Annotated in this window: 17 protein-coding genes and 1 rRNA gene; 4 read left to right on the top strand and 14 right to left on the bottom strand. The window is 39.0% G+C overall.

Annotation, left to right across the window (positions count from 1 at the left end):
• Both SAZ04_RS15305 and SAZ04_RS15300 read right to left on the bottom strand, forming a co-directional pair.
• Nucleotides 1-64 (bottom strand): 16S ribosomal RNA (locus SAZ04_RS15305); the annotation flags it as partial.
• A 308-nt stretch (nt 65-372) separates the two neighbouring features.
• A complete protein-coding gene (locus SAZ04_RS15300) occupies nt 373-594 on the bottom strand; it encodes a hypothetical protein (RefSeq protein WP_332696705.1) in 222 nt (73 codons plus the stop codon).
• A gap of 301 nt (nt 595-895) precedes the next feature.
• On the opposite strand from SAZ04_RS15300, the gene pdaB reads away from it, so the two are divergent.
• Complete coding sequence (gene pdaB, locus SAZ04_RS15295; RefSeq protein ID WP_332696703.1) at nt 896-1,657, top strand: polysaccharide deacetylase family sporulation protein PdaB; 762 nt, start codon at nt 896-898, stop codon at nt 1,655-1,657.
• 299 nt (nt 1,658-1,956) lie between these two features.
• Here the strand turns inward: pdaB and SAZ04_RS15290 are convergent, their stop codons facing one another.
• A complete protein-coding gene (locus SAZ04_RS15290) occupies nt 1,957-2,544 on the bottom strand; it encodes a KinB-signaling pathway activation protein (protein ID WP_332696701.1) in 588 nt (195 codons plus the stop codon).
• Between the two features lie 146 nt (nt 2,545-2,690).
• On the opposite strand from SAZ04_RS15290, the gene gerD reads away from it, so the two are divergent.
• Nucleotides 2,691-3,305: a spore germination lipoprotein GerD gene (gerD, locus tag SAZ04_RS15285; RefSeq protein WP_332696699.1), complete on the top strand. Its 615-nt coding sequence runs from the start codon at nt 2,691-2,693 to the stop codon at nt 3,303-3,305.
• 23 nt (nt 3,306-3,328) lie between these two features.
• On the opposite strand, the gene SAZ04_RS15280 is transcribed toward gerD, so the two are convergent.
• From SAZ04_RS15280 to SAZ04_RS15230, 11 genes are all read right to left on the bottom strand, one after another.
• Nucleotides 3,329-4,381, bottom strand: coding sequence for an Mrp/NBP35 family ATP-binding protein (locus tag SAZ04_RS15280; protein WP_332696716.1), 1,053 nt, complete (start codon nt 4,379-4,381; stop codon nt 3,329-3,331).
• Between the two features lie 125 nt (nt 4,382-4,506).
• A complete protein-coding gene (gene cwlD, locus SAZ04_RS15275) occupies nt 4,507-5,220 on the bottom strand; it encodes an N-acetylmuramoyl-L-alanine amidase CwlD (RefSeq protein ID WP_332696714.1) in 714 nt (237 codons plus the stop codon).
• A gap of 168 nt (nt 5,221-5,388) precedes the next feature.
• Complete coding sequence (locus SAZ04_RS15270) at nt 5,389-5,823, bottom strand: YbaK family protein (RefSeq protein WP_332696696.1); 435 nt, start codon at nt 5,821-5,823, stop codon at nt 5,389-5,391.
• A gap of 458 nt (nt 5,824-6,281) precedes the next feature.
• On the bottom strand, nt 6,282-9,038 hold the full coding sequence (locus tag SAZ04_RS15265) for a carbohydrate-binding protein (protein WP_332696693.1): 2,757 nt from the start codon (nt 9,036-9,038) through the stop codon (nt 6,282-6,284).
• Nucleotides 9,039-9,674: 636 nt separating this feature from the next.
• Complete coding sequence (gene sda / locus SAZ04_RS15260; protein ID WP_332696691.1) at nt 9,675-9,818, bottom strand: sporulation histidine kinase inhibitor Sda; 144 nt, start codon at nt 9,816-9,818, stop codon at nt 9,675-9,677.
• A gap of 104 nt (nt 9,819-9,922) precedes the next feature.
• The gene (locus SAZ04_RS15255; protein WP_332696688.1) at nt 9,923-11,119 is read right to left on the bottom strand and encodes an ROK family transcriptional regulator; all 1,197 of its coding nucleotides are present in this window, start codon (nt 11,117-11,119) and stop codon (nt 9,923-9,925) included.
• Between the two features lie 362 nt (nt 11,120-11,481).
• Complete coding sequence (locus SAZ04_RS15250; RefSeq protein ID WP_332696686.1) at nt 11,482-12,345, bottom strand: peptidylprolyl isomerase; 864 nt, start codon at nt 12,343-12,345, stop codon at nt 11,482-11,484.
• Between the two features lie 21 nt (nt 12,346-12,366).
• Nucleotides 12,367-13,221 carry a hypothetical protein gene (locus SAZ04_RS15245; protein WP_332696684.1) on the bottom strand — a complete coding sequence of 285 codons (855 nt, stop codon included), beginning with the start codon at nt 13,219-13,221 and terminating at the stop codon, nt 12,367-12,369.
• A gap of 89 nt (nt 13,222-13,310) precedes the next feature.
• The gene (locus SAZ04_RS15240; RefSeq protein WP_332696682.1) at nt 13,311-15,098 is read right to left on the bottom strand and encodes a glycoside hydrolase family 66 protein; all 1,788 of its coding nucleotides are present in this window, start codon (nt 15,096-15,098) and stop codon (nt 13,311-13,313) included.
• 150 nt (nt 15,099-15,248) lie between these two features.
• Nucleotides 15,249-16,862 (bottom strand): alpha-amylase family glycosyl hydrolase, encoded by a 1,614-nt coding sequence (locus tag SAZ04_RS15235; protein WP_332696678.1) that lies wholly within the window; start codon nt 16,860-16,862, stop codon nt 15,249-15,251.
• 117 nt (nt 16,863-16,979) lie between these two features.
• Complete coding sequence (locus SAZ04_RS15230) at nt 16,980-19,529, bottom strand: glycoside hydrolase family 31 protein (protein WP_332696676.1); 2,550 nt, start codon at nt 19,527-19,529, stop codon at nt 16,980-16,982.
• A gap of 661 nt (nt 19,530-20,190) precedes the next feature.
• Between SAZ04_RS15230 and SAZ04_RS15225 the strand changes: the two genes are divergently transcribed.
• Complete coding sequence (locus tag SAZ04_RS15225) at nt 20,191-21,984, top strand: cache domain-containing sensor histidine kinase (protein ID WP_332696674.1); 1,794 nt, start codon at nt 20,191-20,193, stop codon at nt 21,982-21,984.
• Between the two features lie 18 nt (nt 21,985-22,002).
• Nucleotides 22,003-23,565: a response regulator transcription factor gene (locus tag SAZ04_RS15220; protein ID WP_332696671.1), complete on the top strand. Its 1,563-nt coding sequence runs from the start codon at nt 22,003-22,005 to the stop codon at nt 23,563-23,565.
• Nucleotides 23,566-23,573 lie beyond the last annotated feature (8 nt).

Here is a 23,573-nt window from a genome sequence, read left to right as displayed (position 1 = left end):
CGACTTGCATGTATTAGGCACGCCGCCAGCGTTCGTCCTGAGCCAGGATCAAACTCTCCATAAAAGTGTTTGAGTTGTTACACGTTCGTGTTACAACATAGCTCAAGTTATATCACGCTAGCGATATAACAAATGTAATTTTACTAAATTACTAAAAGTTGACGAGATATCATGTATCTCTATTTCGCTTGGCTTTTGTTCAGTTTTCAAAGAACTACATCGTCGCTTGTCTGCGACTTAATTACTATACCAAAAATCTTTTTTTCAGTCAACACTTATTTACAACAAAGTGTTTCGCGTCTTTTTGGTGACAAGAAATAATATAACATTTACTTATTAATGATGTCAACACTTATTACCGTAACACACAAATTATTGTGTATTACGGCGATTCAAAAGATATTTCATTGTTTCTTTAGGCGGGACAAAACGCTTATATATTTTAAAGACAATCTGATATTTTTCTTCCATAGCACGTTTCACAACCTCATCAATACGCGGATCCGATAAATCTAAAAGTAATTCTTCCATTTCTCTTTTAAGCATATACTCTACTTCTTGTACTTCTTTTTCATTCAATATAACCCCTAACACAGCGACCACCTCGACTATTGTGACTAAACAGCTACATATAGATATTTCACCTTTAGATCATGTTCCAAAAAGGTAGTGCAATGGCTCCTCTAGCTGCAAACTTTCTATGAGAAACCCACTCATTAAAAGCTTAAAACCTTGCAGCAGCTCCGCTCATTGCTTCGAGGTTGTTCAAAAAGAGCGAAATCATCCCTTTTTGAACAACCTCTTTTAAAATTGTTTTCAATTTGTTCCAATTTTATTCATATCTCCAACCTTTTAGCCATAGATTGGTCATAACAATGGACAAGGAGGGTAAGAAATGAATTTTTTTTGGATCTTTCATGCAAAACGTATTAAGCAATTATCACTTATAATCATCGCAGCCTTTTTTACAGCTGGTTTGCTTTATGTAGAACGCTCTCAGATTGCTGTCTTCTCTACACCAGATGGCCCACAAGCTTTTTACAAAGCAGAAACAGATGATAAACAAATTGCACTGACATTTAATATTAGTTGGGGAGAGAATCGTATTCGACCGATTTTAGACATTTTAGACCAAAAAGAAGTAGATCATGCAAACTTTTTTATTTCTGCCTCTTGGGCCGAACGTTACCCTGATGTAGTAGAAGAAATTAAAGAAAGAGGGCACAACATCGGGAGTCATGGTTATCAATACAAAGACTATACGAATTGGGAAGATGAAAAAGTAAGAAAAGACCTCAACCAAAGTGGTCAAGTATTATCCGAACTCATTGGAGAAAAACCTACATTATTACGTCCACCAAATGGAGCTTTTGATAAGCGGGTATTGCAACTAGCCGATGCGCAAGGATATAGCATTGTCCATTGGAGCGTAAATTCAAAAGATTATCAAAACCCTGGCGTTGATGCAATCGTAAATGCCGTTGTACCCAAAACGGCATCTGGTGATGTCGTATTATTTCACGCATCTGATTCTGTAAAACAAACACATAAGGCTCTACCAATCATCATCGATCAACTCCGCGGCAAAGGATTTACATTTACAACCGTTGAAGATCTAATGGCCAGCACAAAATCAAAAAATGAAGAAATTAAATAAGAAAGACGGCGCAGCCGTCTTTTAAAGCAATGAGTGGAGCCGTTGCTATGATTTTAAGCCTTTTAGGTGTGCTTTTCTCCTAAAAGGCGCGCAACGTGTGGAGCCATTGCCATTCTTCGAGTAATCCAAAAGCCTCTTCGAACAAACCTTCACACTACTTGAACCTTCATTCAATTTTTATATTTTAAGAAAAACCGTAAGCCTCGTTTTTCTTAAACCCTCCCTATTAAAAAAGGACGTTCCAATGTTTCTCCCTAAAAACTTACGGGAAATCATTAGAACGTCCTTTTTCTCATGCACTATGCCTTTTTCGTCAGTCGATGAAGGATAAGAACTTGCCATGTATTCGCTGTAATTAACGGCGTTACATACAACCATAACCACTTAGGTTCATTTACTGTTAACGCCGGCACCCACTCTATTGAAGTAACAACAACAATAAAGAAAAGCGCGGGGATAAACGCCCCTTTGTTTGTGTCTTTTGCCTTTAGATACGCAACGATAAGTCCATATCCTAACAACAAAAGAGGCATGATCATATAAGTAAGAATGGTTTCACCTTGCTCAGCAAAAGCTATATATCGAAAGTAAATTAAATCAAATACCACAAAGGCGATAATGATCGTCTGGACATAGTTCCAAAGCTTTAGCGACTTAAATAAGCCAAGCCCAAAGCGATGAATCGTTAAATATGCAAAAAAGCCCATCTGACTTACCAGACTAAACGCAGCGCAAACACCAAGTAGCCAAATAACACCAAAGAGTAAATTCAAAAAAGAACCTTCTGTATAAACATGATATTCTATTATAAATCCAACAATCGCACCACTGATACTTCCTACTAAAAGAGTGGTAAAAAACAAGTAAACCACTTTTCGACTGTCCACAGGCAAATCCTCCATTTTTCCAATTATGCTTATATGATTGTAACAATACCCATAAAAAATTGCTAGATGTTCTCATGCAGTCATGCATAATTACCGAAGAAATATCTCAAATTAATGACAAAATGATCGAAAGGAGCCGCACCAGCATGAAAAAAATTACGTATTTTTTCGTCTTTAGTTTATTCTTAGCTATTCTTGCTAGTTGTGCAGCGGCTGAAAATGGCGGAGGCAGCAACAGCCCTAATTATGAAAGCACGAAAAAGATGATGGTTGATATGCTACAAACAGAAGATGGCAAGAAAGCGGTACAAGAAGTTCTTAGTGATGAAGAAATAAAGAAAGAGCTCGTGATGGATACAGAATTTGTAAAAGAAACCATCCAAACAACATTAACCTCTGAAGAAGGAAGGAAATTTTGGCAGGACGTTATGAAAGATCCGGAGTTTGCTCAGACGTTTGCCGAAAGTATGCAAACGGAAAATGAAAAAATACTCAAAGGATTAATGAAAGATCCAGAATATCAAGCAATGTTGCTAACCATTTTACAGGATCCCGAAATGGAAAATGCCTTTCTTGAAACAATGAAGTCAAAGGAATACCGTCAACAGGTCATGGCCATTATGTCGGAGTCGTTTGAAAGTCCTTTCTTCACCGCAAAAATTAATGAGATATTAACTACAGTGGCCGAAAAGCAAATGGAAAAACAAGAAAAACCGAAAGAAGAAGGTGGAGGGGAAGGGGAAGAAAGCGATGGAAGCTAAAAAAGCCCTGAAATGGGCTTTTTTTAACTTGTTTTTTCAATCACTCGTTTGGAAATCTGCTCATAAATCTTCCCGATTGGGTGATCGGCACTGTAAATAGATGGCGCAAAATCTTCTTCCGTTATTTCCGGCTGGCCAAGGGGGATTTGTCCAAGTAAGTCGGTTTTCAATTCCTCTGTCAGGCGCTCTCCTCCACCTTTTCCAAACACATATTCCTTCTCACCAGTCACACCGCTTTCAAAATAGGCCATGTTTTCAACAACACCTAGAATTTCATGATGCGTTTTTATTGCCATCGTACCTGCTCGTGCTGCTACAAAGGCAGCGGTTGCATGTGGTGTTGTGACTAAGATTTCTTTTGAGTGCGGAAGCATCGTATGAAGGTCTAGTGCAACATCTCCTGTTCCGGGTGGCAAATCTAGAACTAAGTAATCCAATTCTCCCCATTCTACTTCCGTAAAGAACTGGTTTAACATTTTTCCAAGCATCGGACCTCTCCAAATAACAGGTGCATTATCTTCAACGAAGAACCCCATTGATATCACTTTGACTCCAAAACGTTCCACTGGGTAAATTCGATCTTCGATCACTTTCGGTCTTTCTTCAATTCCCATCATATCAGGTACACTAAATCCATAAATATCGGCATCAATCATACCAACTTTTTTTCCCAAACGGGTAAGTGTCGTTGCGAGATTAACTGAAACCGTCGATTTACCAACCCCGCCTTTTCCACTTGTTACAGCGATGAACGTCGTTTTGCTATTAGGAGCAAGAATCTGCGGTCCATTAAAAGCAGGCTCGTCTACTCCTCCGAGTTTTTGAAGCTCCTCGTTCGTAAGTTCCTCAAAGCGAAGACCTACTGAAGCTGCTCCTTCTCCTTTTATCACATTCACAATTTCTTGTTGTACTTCCATTTGCTCAGGTGTTCCCGTTTGTGCTAGTGCAATTTTTAAACTGACATTACCTTCTTTTATTTTCAACTCGCGAAGGCCACCAGTTTCAATGAGATTTTTATTTAAGTCTCGATCTTTTACTCGTTTTAATGCTTCGATGACTGTTGCTTCTGTTATCAATACGGACACCTTCCTTTTCTTCCAAATATATGCCTAGTATAGCATAGGATACGAGTAGAGGTTGTTCCAGAAGGTTATTTTTCACCTTCTGGAACAACCTCTTTAAATGTGATCCGTTTCCTTTGTTACTCCGGGACAGATTCACCTGTATAATAGCGCAAAATCCCTTGATAGATTGATGCAGCAATTTTTTGTTGATACTCTTCTGTTTGTAATAACTCAGCTTCCATTGGGTTGGATAAGAAACCTGCTTCAATCAGAACTCCAGGAGTTTCTGCGTGTTTTACTAGATACACATTATGAATCGGTTTTGCTTGTCGGTTCGTATTCTCTAAATTCCGCCTTACCTCATCTTGAACAAATTTTGCAATCCGTTCATTTTCCGGGATTGTCCGATTATAGAACGTTTGAGCCCCACTCCATCTTGGTGATGGAATTGCATTAAGATGGAGGCTAATAAATAGATCAGCATCAGAGTCGTTTACAATATCGACACGTCGTTTTAAATCTTGATTTTTCCTTTGACGAACTCGCTTCGTATCTGCATTAGCTAAATCATGGTCATCTTCTCTTGTCATTAAGACAAGAGCGCCTGCTTCCTGCAAGTAATCTCTAAGCTGCTCACTAATTAATAACGTTACTTCTTTTTCAAGAATGCCACTTTTTGAAACAGCACCGCCATCAATTCCTCCATGACCAGGATCAACGACGATGACTTTTCCTGATAATGGCAAATTCCATGTAGTCCATGAATCATTGCTAACAAATTGATATTGAATAATAAATAGCAAACCTACGACACCTAAGGCAAAGGCCCCGCCCTTTATCCACTTTACCACATTCACTACGATCCCTCCTCGCCCACTATCCTATATATATTGGGACAAGGTGAAAAATATGAAAGAGTAAAATAAAAAAGGTAGGTTGTTCACCTTTTATTATTTTACTCTAAACAATGAGTGAAGCTATTGCCTCACGTAGTAACCATACACTTTCTATTACATTTATTAATGCAATCGTAAACGATAACGCTTTTCACCCTCATTAAAACCTTGAATCCACCAGTGTTCTACAAAGGCTTCTACTGCAACCTTTAATGAGTCAAGTAAATAATCAGAATCAAGTAACCATCCTTGTAACAAGTTAAAGATACAATGACTAATTTCGGTTAATTCATCATCACATCTATGCTTCACATCCTTGGTTGTCTCACCTAAATAACCAAATTTTCCGTACTCCGCTCCTAATAAAAAAGCATCAATTGCCATGTCCATACAAGGATCTAATAAAAATGGATGTGAAAGAAAATGAAAAGGAACAACAGGTTTAAAATACTCTTCCACGTTTGCTTGAAGTTTCTTTAACGAAAGATTACGTAATACACTCCGTTCAAATTTCCATTGTTTTTCCCTTCGTTTTTCAGATAGCACGGTAACAGCCATAACCTCCGCTCCTTTCCTTTGTTTTCTTTTAGTATGACGATTGTAAAGTTTGAGCATGCAGTGGAAAACATGTCGATATTGACCAATCATGAGACAGAATTAGTCAAGTATGTATAATCTTCATGTGTAAGAAATGATTTCTTTTTTACCTATAAAAGACTACAATACAAAACACCTTCTTTATTCGCACGGCCAAAAGGGGCTTAAAAACGTGCCGTTTTGAGCATATCTAATCCTTAGTAGTTGATTTTTCTTTTTATTGTCCGAGTATTAATGTCTGTGCAACGCATAAGCTATAACTAGCAACTCGACTCAAAACAAAAAAGACCCCCAACTAAATTGTTGAGAGCCTTTGAAGCATTGATATTAACGCTTTGAAAACTGAGGTGCACGACGTGCTGCTGTAAGACTGTATCTTTTTTGTTTTTCTTATTTATTCAAATACTGCTTCTTAAGTCTTAGTTCTTCTCCAACCATACTTTGTCGACATGTAACCATGCATTCGGATTGCCTTCTGCATATACACCAATTTTTACTACTTCGTCTCGTGTAAGGCTGATATTATCAATTGTTACTTCAGTCCATTTCGAATCATCCGGGAAGAGAATATTTTTGTATGTTTGACCGCCTTTATCTATATAAAGACCGGCAGTATCAAAAGAACCGCTTCGACGGATTTTAGCTTTAAGTGTATATGTTCCCTTTTGTAATGACTCATAGCGGAACAAGTCTGATGTAAATGTAGAAGAACTTGTGATGTCTGCATATGCGTTATTGTTTTCATGTTTGATCTTGGTCAAAGCCATATCAGATACTGTCCATCCCCTGAACTCATCTTGAAAGTTAGAATTTTGTAAAGAGACTCTCGTCACTTTTACATCATCAACCTGAAGAGACGTTCCGCCAGGTGAATCTACATAAAATCCAACATCTATTTTTCCATTCGTCACATGAACCTTCGTAGATACCTCTTGATATTCCGACGTTTTAGGTATATTTACGTAAACATCGGATTCCCCGTACTCAGTTACTTCCATTCTGGCTGTAACAGGTTCTGTACCTTGACGCTTCACTTTAGCGCTAACATAATAGGTTCCATCGTCTAAACCAGTAATGCTTTGATGTACGCTTTGCTTGTAAGCAGATGGAGAGTGGAAAAACAGGTTATACTTTCCGCTATTCACATCATTGGAATCCACGCCATAAGCCGCTGTTTGACCATTTGGACGCCACTCGATCCAATCGCTTATATCACCCGTTTCGAAACCACCATTTTTGACTACATTCCCCCAATGAGGCGTAAACTCGATATAATCAAGATTAAAAGCACCTTTATCTGAAGGGGTACGTTCAATTGTAATCAGATTTAATCCTTTCGTTAATGTTAATTCTACATTTTTATTCCCCCAAGAACTCCAATCTTCTGTTGCTGGAAGGGTAACAGATGTATTGTCTGTAATTGTTTTGTTATGTCCATCTTTCACATGAACGGTCGTAGTACTATCTCCACCAGTTCCATTTGCGTATTTGAAGTTAAACCAATAAGTTCCAGACTCCGGCGCCTCTATAGCAAACACAACTTTTGGTCCTTCACCGTTTGTTTCTGAAGAAGCTTTAAATTTATCAACAAAACCAAACCCCGAATATCCATCATGGTTATTATTAAAGTTTGTTCCAATCCAAGATGCTACTTCAGCTTCATATTTATTACTATTTCGTGGTATAACTTTTAGTAATTTAACATCGTGCGGTTTGATTTCAGCAGAGTAATGATCCATATATCCAAGATCCTTGTGAGCCCACAAATCACGCACCGCTGCTTCCCCGGTTAATCCTAATTCACTAATGAAATCAATGCTTTTGGTTGCTTTTTGATCGGATCGGTTAAATAAACCGACGACCCATTCGCCATTCGGTAGTTGACCTACCCAACGTTCAGTATCACGGCTTGTTCCTTCCTCATACCCTTCGCCTGGATAGAAAGGATTAGCATTTTTGTATAGTGGCTTTGCAACAAGACCAAGCTTATTTAATTCAATAACTTCAGAGTTTTGATAAAACCGCTCATTGTTTGATCCTGTGTCGTTAATTGTGTCATATTGGTCAGCAATTGCGATTGGAGAACCACCCAATGTGAATAGTGATATCGTTGTTCTTCTTTCGTTGTCGTTTATCGCATCTGACCCATATTTATTCATCCGGATAAAGTCAGCATCGAGGATCATTTGGCCCCGGCCTCCAATATCAGAGAATCCTGTTAGACCTTGGAAAGGGTTTTTCCATTGTGACCATGCATCTTGCCATGTTTGACTGCGTCCACTAATGTGATCCCAACCTCCATGAAACACATCTTCATCAATGCGAATCATATCGCCATACTTTAATTCTACCTCTCCATGATTCTGCAAGTACGGCATGACAAGGCTCACGATCAAATCTTCACCAGCAGCTTCGTGAATCCATCGGAGAGCCGTTTCATATTCTTCCCAATGAGAGTTCCCCACTTGTTTATTTAAACCGCCATCAAAGCCTGTTTGATACCATGACAAGAAATCAATCCTTAGAAAGCTAGCTCCAGCATCTTTAAAATACTGAACGTATCCTTTTACAAAATCCTCAGCACCAGGCTTAGTAACATCTACCCAATAAAGAGAATTTTCCCCTTGGTCCGTTACAAATCGGTCACCCGGCAATGTTTCTCCATTCCAATCTGTTGTTGTTATTTCCGTATTGACAATATCGCTTACTTTTAAATCTGGATTATTAATGACAGTTTTAGAGTCGTCATTCACCGCTGCAGGAGTGACCCAAAGTGGATTGTAATAAATTCCGTATTCCAGGTCTTTCTCTTTTATATAATCTCCCCATTCTTTCCACGTGTACTGCCATTCATCATTATGTTTTAACACATAACCATTGGATGTCGTCTCGGTTGATCCCTCAATCCACCCATCTAAACTAACCATGTCATATCCATAAGGAAGAAATTCTTCTGCTATCCAATCAATATTATTCTTCCAGCGGTCTTCTGGAATCGCTACATTATTTTCATAAGGATTTTCATAGGCCATCCAATACATAGGTCCAGACCCATGACGAGTGTGCTTACTATCTCGAGCCAAAACAGGGTCTACCGAATAAACAAGGACCATAGAAAAACAAACACCAATTAATAAAAGTTTGTTGAAAGTATTAATTCTTATTTTATTTAACATAATTTCTTTCCTCCTAATAAAATTTTACCTATTTCGGGATCAAATATTTTATAGAGTAAAAGTAACAAAAAAACTGAACTTACATTCCTTTTCATTCGAAAATTCTAATGAAACCTATTATTTTAAGCGCTTTCATTTAAAGGTATTGTTTATAATCACCTCCCTTCAGAGGTTTACAATTTTTATTTATTTATTCGATGAATGAAGTAAGTGGGCAGAGTCTCATTGTGAACGCTTTGTTTTTTGCGATTTTTAACAATTATATCGTGGAAAATTGATCGGACATCTTAGAATGTTTATTGCGTACCAATGATATTTATCTAAATAAGGGCTGGTATAGGCTTTTTCTAAAATAGTAGTTTTTATTTCTTCGATAAATCAATTAGAGTATTATGAATTTCGAAAATTTATTCCGAGAAAAACTTAGAATTTATAGAAATCATCATTGCTAGGATCCTGACTATTTAAAATTATCTGTGTTTACTTCTTCGCATGCTTTCACGTCTATTTGTTTTTGTTCAATTAAAAACTACTTTTTTATTGTTTCTTCTGTCTAAAACACTAACAACTCCTTTAAATCTATGAATCGTCTTTATTCCTTCAACCTATCAGATCAATCAAACAACACCTTTCCTTTCACCTATTTTCATACTGCATGAGTGGTAAATTTCTTTTGTGTAGTTCTTCTTCTAATAAAGAGATAAAATCAGAATTAAGCTTTAATGCCAGGGCTTGAATATAAGCATGAATTAAAAATTGGTTACTAACCTGCTGGATCATCCGTTAACACTCTCCTTGTGAACGAAAATATTTTTCAACTATGATATAAGAGATAGATACTTTATTCAATGAATGAAGTAATTGAACTACAGTCGTTTCCTTTATTATTTATAAATAGGGACTTTAAACAAATGGCTAACCACTAGCGCGCACGCTCCAATCAACCATACATCCTCACCTAGCTGTGAGGTTTGAAACTGAAGTTTGCGAGGATGCTTCGCGAAAAAGTGGACGGCTAGCTCCTTTTGAATTCCTTTTAGTAGAAATTCTCCTTCTCTCAATCCTTCCCCTCCTAAAATGACGGCTTCTGGATTAAATAGATGTACCATATTCTTAATACCTAAAGCTAGATTTTCTCCTTGTCTCACCAATAATTCCTGTGCATATTGATCGCCTCTTTGAGCTGCTTTAACAATACTCTCTGGTGTAATGGGAGTAGACGAATCTAATAATGTAGGAACACCAATCAAGACCATTCGTTCAGCCTCATCCACAAGGTAAGCATCAGAAGCATATAATTCTAAACAACCTCGCTGCCCGCAATAACAGAGGCGGTCTCCCTGATAAATAGTGATATGCCCTAACTCTCCAGCTCCGCCGAAGTCTCCTCGAAACAATATATTATCAATGACAATTCCTGCGCCCACACCAGCACCTACCGTAACGCCAATGAAATTTCTATATTCTCTCCCTGCACCTATCCACTTTTCAGCAAGGGCAAATACGTTCGCATCATTATCGATAATCAAAGGAACATCAAAGTGCCTACCAATAGGTTTCAAATCGCCATGATCCACCTTTAATATAGGTGAATAGACAACTTCATTATTTTCTTGGTCTACTAACCCAGGAGTGGCAACACCAATCCCTACTATTTTGGTATCGCTTTCATTTTGTTTGATAAAATAATCAAGTTTTTCAATAATAACCGTTGCTAATTGTTTCGCTTCCTTCAAAGTGTATGAAAATTGATGTTTGTGTAAGATCTTACCTTCCAAGTTAGATAGGCACATTTTCACTTGTTGTTTCTCTATTTTCATACCAACAATAACACCATAATCTCCATTAAACTTTAATAATACCGGCTTCCTGCCACCCCGTGAATCTCCAGTTCCAACCTCTGAGACAAGATTATCCTTAATGAGTTCATCCATAATATTTGTAATGGTAGATAAACCCAATCCAGTTTTTTTCGCAATATCGGTGCGTGTGAGATTTCCTTGAAGACGTACCATATCAATCACGAGGGAACGGTTCAGTTCTTTTATAAGATCCTTATTTCCTTTTCGTAGTAAATTCATTCCACTCTTCTCCTCTTCCCTCATTTCACTATGTAAAATTTAACATAATTCATTCAGTGAAACAAGAGTAAATTTCAGATAATTTAAAATAGTTAGTCATAAACTGGATCATGCTTCCTATCTTCTACTTATTCCCTTTTTATTAGCATATAAAGCTACCTTTTTACCGCCTAAATTGTTAGAAAAGTGAAAAGACCGCAAAGCTTTTTTGAAGAAGCGCTTTGCAGTCTTTGTGACTTTTACTTACTGAGATAAAATCATTCGGAATCCACTATATGAAATAGATGTCACCCATTTTGAAATTTCTACTATCTGTTTTTATTTTCTCATAGTCAATATCTTACGTTCAGCTATCTTCGCTATTATTTCATTTCAGTTTGTTGCGGCTTCTCTAATACATCTTCTAGCTCTTTATCTTTGATGATAATGTCTGCTTCTTTTTGAAGCTTGGAAATCACCGTGTCAATTGGTTTTGCTTTTGCAAATTTTAATTTTTCTTCAATTTTATCTTTCTTATCTTCAAACGTGTTTGTTTTCTTATCCGTTACTTTTATAATGTGATAACCGTATTGGGTTTTCACAGGATCACTGACTTTATTAACTTCAAGTGAAAATACAACGGAATCGAATTCAGGAACCATCATCCCTTTACTAAAGTACCCAAGGTCGCCTCCTTTGTCTTTCGAAATAGGATCGATTGAATATTCGCTAGCGAGCCCGGCAAAGTCCTCGCCCTTATCAGTCTTTCCCTTTACTTCTTTCGCTGTTTTTTCGTCCGTGACCAGAATGTGACTCGCTTTAATTTCTTCTTTATATTTCTCCTCAAATTCTTTTTTCATTTCTTCCTCTGAAACGTCAACTCCGTCTGTTGTCGCTTTTTGAGCCAATAACTCACGTTCAACAAGCTTTTTAAACGCTTGCTCATCTACAATTCCTCTTTGTTGAAAAGCCTGCTTTAAGCCTTCGTCTCCACCGAATTGCTGCTTATAATCGTTGACTTTTGCATCAATCTCTTTATCTGTTACGTTATATTCTTTTTCAAGAAGCATCGTTTCAACCATCTGTTTTAAAACTTTGTCACCGCCCTGGGCTTTTAATTCGCTGTAAAATTCCTCTTTCGTTATATCACCCAAATTGGATTGAACAATTGTATCCGCACCAGAGTTACAAGCAGTAAGAGAAAGAAGTCCAGCCACCACTCCAAAGTTAACTAACCATTTTTTCATCGAAAAACACTCCTATTTTATTTAATCCTGTTTGGCACTATAGTCTGCATCAATGATCTTATTAATTGGATGACCACATTCAGTCAAAACTTTAATTTCAGATCCTACATATAGATCCGTCTGCCAATCTCCATTCGGCAAATCAACCTCAATCGTATATGTGCCTGGCCCATATACGTCTGTGACGTTATCAAAGCTAGTCTGCCCCTCATATGGTTTGCCATCTTCTTGAAGGACTGTTCCTTCAGGATAAGTATAGCTAGTAAAGCTAATCTCGATTGGATCCATGCCTTCAGGAACTGTAAACGTTGCTGTCCCATTGATCACACTAGAATGAAAAAACTGATCGAGCGGACGCTGTAGTTCAATCGACTCGTTTCCTGCAAAATCTTCTGTTACCATAATCGACTCGCTCCACAACACTCCCGTTCCTGGGTGGTTAGGACTCTGATATGCTTTAAACATATAATTCCCAGCCACGAGCTGATCTGGTGTATAAGTTAATTCCTCTGTTTCACCAGATTCTAACGCATGAACCACTCCCGTAGCGACAACCTCGCCACTTTTAGGATTTCCTTTTTCCGAATAGTAAACTTCATACTCCACTTCCCCTTGCATGTCACGTGAGTCTTGACCATTTTTTATCGTGGCAGAAATCCCATAGCAAGTTAGTTTTTCAACAGTAAATGATAATGAGCTTCTATCCCATGCTGATTTATCCTTTGGTCCTTGTTGTTTTGGTCCTTTTTGGATACTAACGTTAGCATTCTCATTCTGTTTTGTTGCGGCAATTGTTGTATCTCCTACTTGTACAAATGAAACGGCCAGCAATGATGCTATGATGATGCCTACAGTCATTTTCTTTATCTTTTTCATATTACTCCCTCATTTTTTTCTATTGATCGGATTCAACAGATTGATAGTTTCATCGATCCTTCTTTATAGAATTCTTACTATGATTTCTTTCAATACTCGATCACAACCATATCCCAATACTTTAACGATGGGAGTGTAAACGTAACTTGGTCACCTTCTTGGTCAAACTCAAGCTCGATCGCTGATCCATGATTCATGTCTGGCGAAGCCATCCATATTCTTCCTGCCTCTTGTTCTGAGTGTACTGTAATCGGCACATCATGTATCGATTCTGGTTCCGTTTGCTCTCCCAGTTTATCTTTCCATTCCATTGAAGTTGCTTCAGTGAAATTAATAAAATGCAAAATCTCTTTATTCTCTTTTTGTTTCGTAAAGTTCCATACTGAACCTATTTCTGTATGACTCGTTATCGAAATGTCATTTGAATAAACTTCTTTCTCTACCTCTTCCACACCATCACGCAGAAGGTTTTGATAAGCGACTGAAAAATCATAGTAAGTAATAAGCTGCTCATTTAGTTCATCCGGTATTTCTAAATTTTTATTTGGAAAGTATTCATTTGCTAGCATATTTTCCCCAAGTTCTATATGAGCACCACCGGAAGCAAAAATAACAGCATCTGTAAACAACACACCTGGGGTATTAAATTGACCTGGTGAATGAGATAGATCATAGTTCATATAGGCGGCTAACACCGTTTGAAGTTCCCGATTGCTAAACTCCCAGTTTTCATCGATAATCCGTTTTAAATCGTCATAATACGGCAGCTCCCATGTTTCTGTATATAAAAAATTTACAGGAGAATGCGCAATTTCAGCTTGTCCATACTGCGATACAGCATTTAACACTATGTCGACACCTAATGCAAGCTTTGCATTTTCGAGAAAAGCAGGATAAGTTTCCCAAAGTTCAACCTCTTCACCATTTGCATTCCAAATAAATCCACGATGGCCAAGTTGATCGATATGCCACCCATCAAATGCTAAATGGTCAAAAACCTCTTGTTCTTTTTCAAAAATAAATTCTTGCCAACCTATATTTGAAGGGTCAAATAAATAGAGCTCTCTCCACTCATCTGGAAGAGGATGCTTATCTTGCTCGTGTTGATCGGGATCCTTAAAAATGCCCCACTCTCGTTTTACCCCTTCATCTTCGTAGTATTCATTTGCACCGAATAATAAATTGTAATTCATCGCCTTCATATTTTTTTCGTGTGCAAGGTCAATATACGTTTCGACCGTCTGCCGCGAGACTTCTCTGTTGGCAATATCATTCCACGTAGGGGCGACTTCTTCGTTTTCCATTTTCAGGGGATGATCATGTCTATCTTGCCAATCATAAAATTGAATGCCATTAATATGAAATCGATTCAACCTTTCGATAACAGCACGCTGCTCTTCATTTTCCATCTCATGAAAGTCAGCTAAATATCCGTATCTAGGAAACTTACTCCAATCAGAGGAAACGTCCACTGCGATATTCAAATGATCGATTTCATCCTTTTCTTCATTTACTAAAGAAACCTCAACCATATATCCCTTAAAGTCTTCTTCATTTGGTGCCCATTCCCACGTAATTTCTCGCTCATTATTTACAGGAATCTCCTCTTCATAAACAAGGTCATTTAAATGTTGATAGCGTACGACTAAACTTCCTTTTTCTATTTTTTCATATAAGGAAAGATGAAACGTTACGGCTTCACCTGGCTGATAGGCTGCTTGATCTGTAGAAATATCCCCTAGCCCGTTTTCATGTTCACTAACAGAAGGTTCATCGGGTTCATCAGGTTCAGGTGGTTCCGTTTGAGAACACCCTGCAAGAACCACTATTCCGCATAGTAAAACGAAAAAAAGGGTCACTAATATTTGATTATTCATCTACATCCCTCAATTCTTGTTAAAAAAAGGGTCTGACCCCGACTACAATATATTGAAGTTGATCTATCGACAACGTTATATATTGCATGCTAGGGGTCAGACTCTTAAATTATGAGACACCTACTTTTTCTTGAAAGTCTATTACAAATATTATTTCAAGATAACGCTTGATTGTCCCGGAAGCGTCAGGTTGATTTTTTTCTGTCCATGATTTCGCTTTACTTTGTCCGTTGCATATAAAATGTTGACATGTTTTAATTCATCGTCAGTTAAGCTTACTTTTACTGTTTCATCAGACAGGTTGTGTACAACCAAATTCGTTTCGCCTTCATACGAACGCTTGAAAGCGAGCACACGTTCATCATTCGTTTCAACCGCTTCGATACCTCCGTCCATCAATGCCTTGCTCGATTTGCGCACCTCAATCAGTTCACGGTAATGGCTGAACATTGAATCCGGATCAGCCATTTGCTCCTCTGCAACCACTGCAGTTTCACCCATGTTATATTTCGGTTCAACCCAGGATGCTCGGTATTCATCGTCTTCCATTGACCATACGAAAGGTTCACGCAGGTATATGTCAGGGTTATCCCTGAACTCATTCGGTTCGGTGGTTTTATCCCCGATCTGGCCGAGTTCTTCACCATAATAGATAAACGGGTTTCCGGATAAGGTTAATAAGATCGAGGCAGCTAATTTGGCCTTCTTCTCATCTCCCTTAAATTTCGTCATCGTCCGTACTTGGTCATGATTATTTAAAAAGATCGCATCTGTCGCGCCATCTGCTCTCATCTCATCGTAAAGGGCAAGCATTCGTTCTTGAAGCTCGGCAACACCGGTATTTTCTCCGGTTTGGACCGAATTCATGATCGCGCCGGAGAGGTCGAAGTTAAACAGGGATTCCATTCCTTCGTAATAAGCAGCGACGATCTCTTCTTTCTTCCAAACTTCGCCTACCAGATATACATCAGGGTTTACCTTCTGCAGTTCGCTTTCGAACTTTATCCACCATTCGACGTTCGCTTCATGATCATAACCTTCCTCAGGGACAGGGGCTCCTTCATCTGGAAAGTAGATGTGCGGGGCCGCATCGAGGCGGAAACCGTCCACTCCAAGTTCCAGCCAGTATGTCGCTGCATCAATGATTTCCTCGTGGACTTTCGGGTTATGAAAATTTAAATCCGGAAGTATTGATGGAATCTGATCATAAAAATGAGCCATATAATGATCGTCGCTCTCGGCTAGGTGCCACATCTGTTGGTCCCATGGACCTGTTCTGTCAAGATTCGTATCTTCATCGGCCCAAATATAATAATCACGGTATTTACTGTCTGGATCCATCGATTCGATGAACCACGGATGTTCAATACTCGTATGGTTGACGACAAAGTCCAAGATCACCTTAATTCCGCGCTCATGTGCTTCTTCCAACAAATAAATGAAATCTTCTGTGTCTCCATATTCCGGATCAATGGAATAGAAATCGGTCGTATCATACTTATGATACGTCGGAGATGGAGTAATTGGCATCAGCCAAAGGGCTGTTATTCCTAATTCTTCAAGATAATCCAACTTATCCGCAATACCACGCAAATCTCCGACACCATCTCCGCTTGAATCGGCAAAAGAGCGTACGAGCACTTGGTAATACACATCATTTTCCGTTTGGACACTCTGTTCTACAGGGGGGGCTGCATATACACTATGGACTGTGCTTGTCAGCATGAAACCAGCTAGAACACTTGCTAATAGTTTTTTCTTCATTTCTATTTCCCTCCAATGTATAAATATATACTTAAAGTGAAGGTCAGGTGCCCGAAAGACCTAGACATTCTTTGGGCACCTGGCAACTTCAAAGCCACTCTAACAATCTACTATTTATTAGCGAGCGTTTCCGTTAAAGAAAACTTGTACTTTATGTTTTTCATTAGCAGGAATGTTAACATAAAGAATGTTTTCCTCTTCGTTAAAGAAATATGTTTCGCTTGTTTCTTTCACAGCTTCCTCACTGTTCACTGCTTTATATTTGCTTGATGCAGCTTGAACTTTGCTTGGTTTTTCTGTGTTGTTCAGTTTCAATGTGTAAGATTTCAACTTAGTATCTTTATAGTTTTGAACTTTTTTCTGTTGTTCAAATGTAACGATGTTTTTATTTTGCTTATTTACTGTAAAGTTCGTCACGTTATATTCGCCATCTTGATAACTTTGTGTTTGAGCGTCATCTTCATAGAATGAGTATGTCGCTTGATCATTCAAGTAAGTGTCAAGTACTAAGTTTTCAAGTGGTTTTTCTCCAGTGTATTGCTGAACTTCACGTGTTGGAATAATAGAATCTTGTTTCACAAAGATCGGTAAATGATCTAGTTCAGCTTGTACCGTGATCGTCTGATTTCCTTTGTATTCATCACCTGTCCAGAAGTCTACCCACGTTTCGCCTTTTGGCAAGTACACATCAACAGATGTACCACCTTGTTCTAGAACAGGAGCGACCATGATATTGTCACCAAACATGAATTGCTTGTAAATATCATAGGTGTTTTCATCTTCTTGGAAATGGTAGACAAGCGGCTGATAAACTGGTTTGCCTGTTTCAGTCGCCTCCTGCAGTTCGTTATACAAGTAAGGCAGAAGCTGATAGCGTAAATTCACGTATTTTCGGGTAATGTCTTCCACCTCTTGGCCGAATACCCAAGGTTCCTGCCCTATCACTCTTGGGTCTCCTCCGTCACTGTCGTAATGAATGCGTGCAAACGGTTCGAATACACCAATTTGGATCCAGCGTGCGAACAATTCCGCATCCGGACGTCCGGCAAACCCACCAATATCTCCACCGACCATCGGAACCCCTGATAAGCCGACGTTCATATTCACTGGAAGAGTCATTTCCAGTCCTTCCCATGAACTATTTTGATCACCTGTCCAAAGAGCAGAATAACGTTGCGAACCTGCGTACATATCGCGTGTTAACACGAACGGACGCTCACCAGGCTTGTACAATTCAAATGCATTATACGTTGCTTCCGCTTCATGATGTCCATACAAGTTGTGATATTCGGTGTGCAATATTTTATTGTCTTCGTAACCGAAATAAGCATCCAGTGGCATAGTCCAATAATATTCTGCCTCGAACACAGCTGGCTCGTTCATATCATTCCAAATACCGTCAATACCAGCATCAAATAGAATGTTATGCTTACTAGCCCACCAGTCTCTTACCTCTTCTTTTGAGAAATCTGGGAACATAGAATCTCCAGGCCATACCGGACCGACAAATGGCGTTCCATCTGCACTTTTCGCCCAATAATCATTTGCTGTCCCTTCGTCATACAAAAAGTAGCCTTCTTCTTTTTTCACAGCCGGGTCATTAATGGCAATGGCATGGAACCCTTCCATAGATTTTAGTTCAGCCAACGCTTGTTTGTAGTCTTCTTCCCATGTGAATAACTTATAATCTTGCATGTAGTCGATGTCAAAGTGCATAACATCAAGGGGAATGTTTTTATCACGGTACGTTTGGGCAACCTCTACGATCTCGTCAGCAGTGTATTCCCACTTACTTTGATGTAGACCCAATGTCCATTCTGGAGGAAGATTAAATTTTCCCGTGATTTCTGTATATTGACTCACAACATCACTGATTTCAGGGCCGTAAATAAAATAGTAATTTAATTGTCCGCCATCAGCATAGAAGTAGTAATAATCATCGCTTTCACTCGCCATTTCATAATAGGAACGATGCGTGTTATCAAAGAAAATACCGTATGCTTTTTTATCCTTCAATCCCATGAAAAACGGAATCGACACATAAATGTATTTTGTATCTTTATTGTAACCATAGGAATCCGTATTCCACAGGCCTATACTGTCTCCACGTTTGTTAAGTTCCAACCCAGCTTGCTCACCGAAGCCGTAGAACGCTTCATCTGGTGTCGTTTCTCTGAAAACATATGGTTTTCCATCTTCATAACCAGCCGAAGAACCAAATTCAGAATAGTCCTCGTTTATGAGGTTGCCATCCTTGTCTAAAAATTTCACGCCATAAGGTGCCTTGTTAATAACGACAGTAATTTCAGCCGTTTCTAACTGATAAGTATCCCCTTTATCTTGCGCAGAAAATTTAGGTGTGTCCCATTTCGTTTTTTCAATACCTGGTGAATTTTTTACTTTTTCCCCATCTTCAACAATAGATATTTGAGCAATATCATCTTCTAATAAGTTCACATACCCATCGTATTCTGAACCGAAATCTAGCATAACACCATTGTCAGTCCGTTCAACCGATTGTACAACGAGTTGTTCAAGATTGTCTTTATCTAGCGGAATTTCTGGATGTGGCTTGTCGACTGCTAATGCCGAATAAGGAGCAATAGAAGTGCTAACAAGGGCTGTAGCAATCGCGACAGCAAATACGGATTTTTTAAATCTCTTCATAAGAAACACCTCTTTCATTTTAGTGAGTTTTGTCTTGCGCAAGACAATTTCATTCAACTAAAGTGAACTCGATCACTTTAGCTACTTTCAAATTAACAACTTAATGAATTCTGAACAATCGGAAAAAACACCTATGAATATGTGAAAACGTTCTCAAATAATGAAAAATAATGAAAAATAATGAAAAAGTAGATTTTGAATAGCCTTAAAACCACTTGTACCTTGGTATTGGCTTGTTTTGTAGTCCATTTCCATTTGGCGTATAGCTTTTATTTTTTACCTAATAGAAAGAAAATTTCAGAAAAATATAGACTGAAAGAACTAAAGGACTTTGCTCCCCCTTTCTATTCTTAACGAATCACAACCTTTAATTTATCTCTTATCACTTAAAATAAGACACTTTAAAATTCATTTTTTCTTTAATAAGTATTTTATGTAAATTTATGGTTTTTTCTAACCGTATTTTCTTAGGGGATTTTTGGGGTACTATTTTTCTCTCTTTATTCAAAATAAAACACCTTTTCATATAGTTGTTGAAAAGTGATATATTAATTCTAAATAAGTAGGGTGGGTAGACTTATGATTTCTAACACTTTCATTGGTAAAATGCATCCCTCAACTGTAAAATAATAATAGGAATCTACTAATAAGGCGGGGTGTTATGGACCGAAAATTATTATTATCCAAAAGCTTTTCATCCAAAATCACAGTGGCCTTTCTGCTTGTGATTTTGATCCCGACTCTTTTTACTTCTTTGTCTTTCTACTTGGAGTCTAATTCTATCTTAAAGAAGAACGTGCGGGATTCTACAATTCAAATCGCCACGTCTACAGCGAAGTCGCTTTCTTTCATTTTCAACGTTGGGATGGATACCTCTGATTTTATTAGCAGCGATCAGACTATCCAGCGTGCTGTTTTACAACTGAATAGCAGCACCCCATACGAACAGAGAAGAAATTCTCAATATATAAATACTTTGCTGAATAATATGGCCTATTCCAACTCCTTCGTCAAAATTGTTTATGTGTTAACAGAGGAAGATGACGGTTGGGGAAGCGGTACGTTTGCCAAAACAAACCTTAACAAAATACAGCTTTCTGACCAGGAATGGGTGAAGGAAACCAAACGAAAAGACGGAGCTTTGGTTTGGCAAGGGATTCAGTATGATCTTTTCCACGGTGGTAGCGTCAATACGGACTTAGTTGTTCCTGTTAGCAGAGTCTTAAAAGATTTTGACACAATGAACAATATCGGACTTGTGCAGGTTCATTTGGACGGACGGTCCATTCTTAACACGATTGGACAGTTGGAACTTGGGGAGACGGGGAAATTTTTCATCGTAAATACCGAAGGAAGGATTATGGTTGATTCCAATCTCGACATGGTCAATAAGAAGGTATTGAATGCCGATTTGTACAGGCATATTGTCGGAGACCACGTAGAATTCGATTTTGACATAAATGGGGTCGCTTATTACGGAGTTAAGCAGCAACTGAGCAACGGTTGGATACTTGTAGGTACCGTCCCGGTTCATGAAATCAGTGGACAGTTGGACAGTCTCCAATCCTGGATACTTTTATCCTTTGGTGTCTTCTCCTTGATTGCGATCGCCATCGGTCTTTTTATTGCCGGACGGGTAACAAAACCTGTAAAACAACTTACCCAGAGCATGCTGCGTGTTCAACAAGGGGACCTAAAAGTAAGAACGACCGTTCGTTCCACCGATGAGATCGGCTTTTTGAGCAAACAGTTTAACGAAATGCTTCATGAAATCGAAAGTTTGATGCAGCAAGTGAAAAGTGAGCAGAGTGAAAAGTATCATGCAGAGCTTCGGGCTGTTATGCACCGGGTTCATCCACACTTTCTCTTTAATACACTCACCACTCTTCGTTGGCTTATTGATTCCAATCAAAACGAACGCGCTTCTCTCGTATTGTCAGCACTGAACCATCTGTTGGAAGCAAATATGGGGAAAAGTGGAAGCATCATAACAGTAAGAGAGGAACTGGACATTATCGAGAAGTATTTGATCATTTTAGAACTTCGCTACGAAAGAACATTCCATCTGGAGCTAGATATTGAACCTGATACAGAAAAGGTACACATCCCCCGAATGCTCTTGCAGCCTTTAGTGGAAAACGCCATATTCCATGGCATCGTACCGAAAAATACGGATGGCCGAATCTCGATAAGGATCTATTTTCATAACGGAGATATAGAATTTCTTATTAACGATAACGGCTTAGGTATCAGGAAGGATAAGTTGAAGGAATTAAATGATCCGGAAACTGCTGTCGAAAACGGAAATATCGGTATCGGTCTACGCCATATCTTTGACACACTGCGGCTGTATTATAACCAAAATTGGGAATGGTCTATCTCAAGCGAGCCGGAGCAAGGTACCACAGTATGCATTTTGTTGAAAAACATAGTGAAACGTGCCATTAAGAACTAGCGGAACAGGGGGAATAACATGTATAGAGTTCTTATCGTAGATGACGAGACTGCCATTCGCAAAGGAATTAGCGCCTTTATTGATTGGGAAAAGGAAGGAGTATTGGTTGAAGACCAATGCGGCAACGGTGCTGAAGCACTGACTGCTCTTGAAAAATGTTCCTATGATATTCTCATTACGGATATCAAAATGCCTTTGATAGACGGCATTGAACTCATGCAGCAAGCACTAGAGCTTTACCGATCGCTTAAAGTGATCCTAATCAGCAATTACAGCGACTTTGAATACGTAAAAGAAGGGCTTAAGCTCGGTGCTGTCGATTATTTGTTAAAACTAACCTTGAAAAAGGAGGACCTTCTCGCCGTCCTTCGGCGGTGTATTTCCATGCTGGAGGAAGAACGGAAAAAGCATTCCGAACTGAACCATTACCAACAGGGGGCCGTCTATCTGGCACGAAAAAATGTCGAACAGGAAATAAAAAGATTGATCGTGCAAGAACAAACCTCCCCTTTGTCAACCTCTTGGGCCCCGGCATGGTTGGAAAATTCCTATGCTTGTGTCTATCTTATGCTGGACGAAGCGGAGGAATGGAGAGAAAATTACGGCTATCTGTATGTGCAGCTCCTATTAGAGGAATGGCAGAAAATGTTTTATATGCAAGTGGAGGAAGGAGCCGCACTGCTTGTGGCCGAAAGCGTCATGTTTCTACTTTTACCGGATCACGACGGAGAAGCCGAGCAGCGACTTCTTCAATGGAAGCAGTTATTGGAAAAGGAATGGCAGATTTCAACGTCAGCCGGTTTTGTGACAGAACAAGGGATAGACAGCATTGTCAAGGGATTTGCCAACAGCCGCTCGGCTTGCCAAAGGCGGTTTTTTGAAGGACTTGGCGGCCTGTATTGTATGAACAGTTCAGAAATCCGTATCGAAAAAGAAGAACATCATGATTGGACGCCTTTCTTCGAAATGATTCAGAGTGGCGATCCGGTTTCCTCTGCGATTGAAGTTGCGCTTGAACGCTGGAAGAGCGGAGCTTTGAACCCGGAACAAGTGCAGCAAGAGGCGTGCAGCCTTGTCACGGGCGCTTACCATTTGCACGACGACGCGGAATCACTACTCCTTGAACGGCATGATTTGCTTTGCCGGGCGGAGACAATGGAACAAATGGTATCCCTTCTAATTAGTCAACTGGAAGATATCGAGACGCCATTTATACGGAAACAGACCGATAAGGGATACGACAAGCAGTTAATTACGAAGGCGCTGGAATATATAGCCGCGCATTTTACCGAGAACTTGACGCTTCAGAGTGTAGCGGATATCGTTCATCTCAGTAAAAGTTATTTCAGTCTCTACTTCAAAAAACAAACCGGGCGAAACTTTGTTGATTATTTGATCGAGCTGCGTATTAGGGAAGCGAAGCGACTATTGGTGCAAAATGAAAATCGGATTTACGATGTAGCGGGGGCCTCGGGCTTTAAAGATGTAAAATATTTCAGCAAAGTGTTTAAGAAAGTAACGGGAGTAACTCCAATGGAGTACAGGGAAAAACACCAGGCGACAAGATCGTCTATTGATTAAGAAAGGAT

The organism is Halalkalibacter lacteus, assembly GCF_036663595.1.
Classification (GTDB): domain Bacteria; phylum Bacillota; class Bacilli; order Bacillales; family Bacillaceae_D; genus Halalkalibacter; species Halalkalibacter lacteus.
The sequence above is the reverse complement of the archived record's forward strand: the minus strand, read 5'-3'. Positions and strand labels throughout refer to the sequence as shown.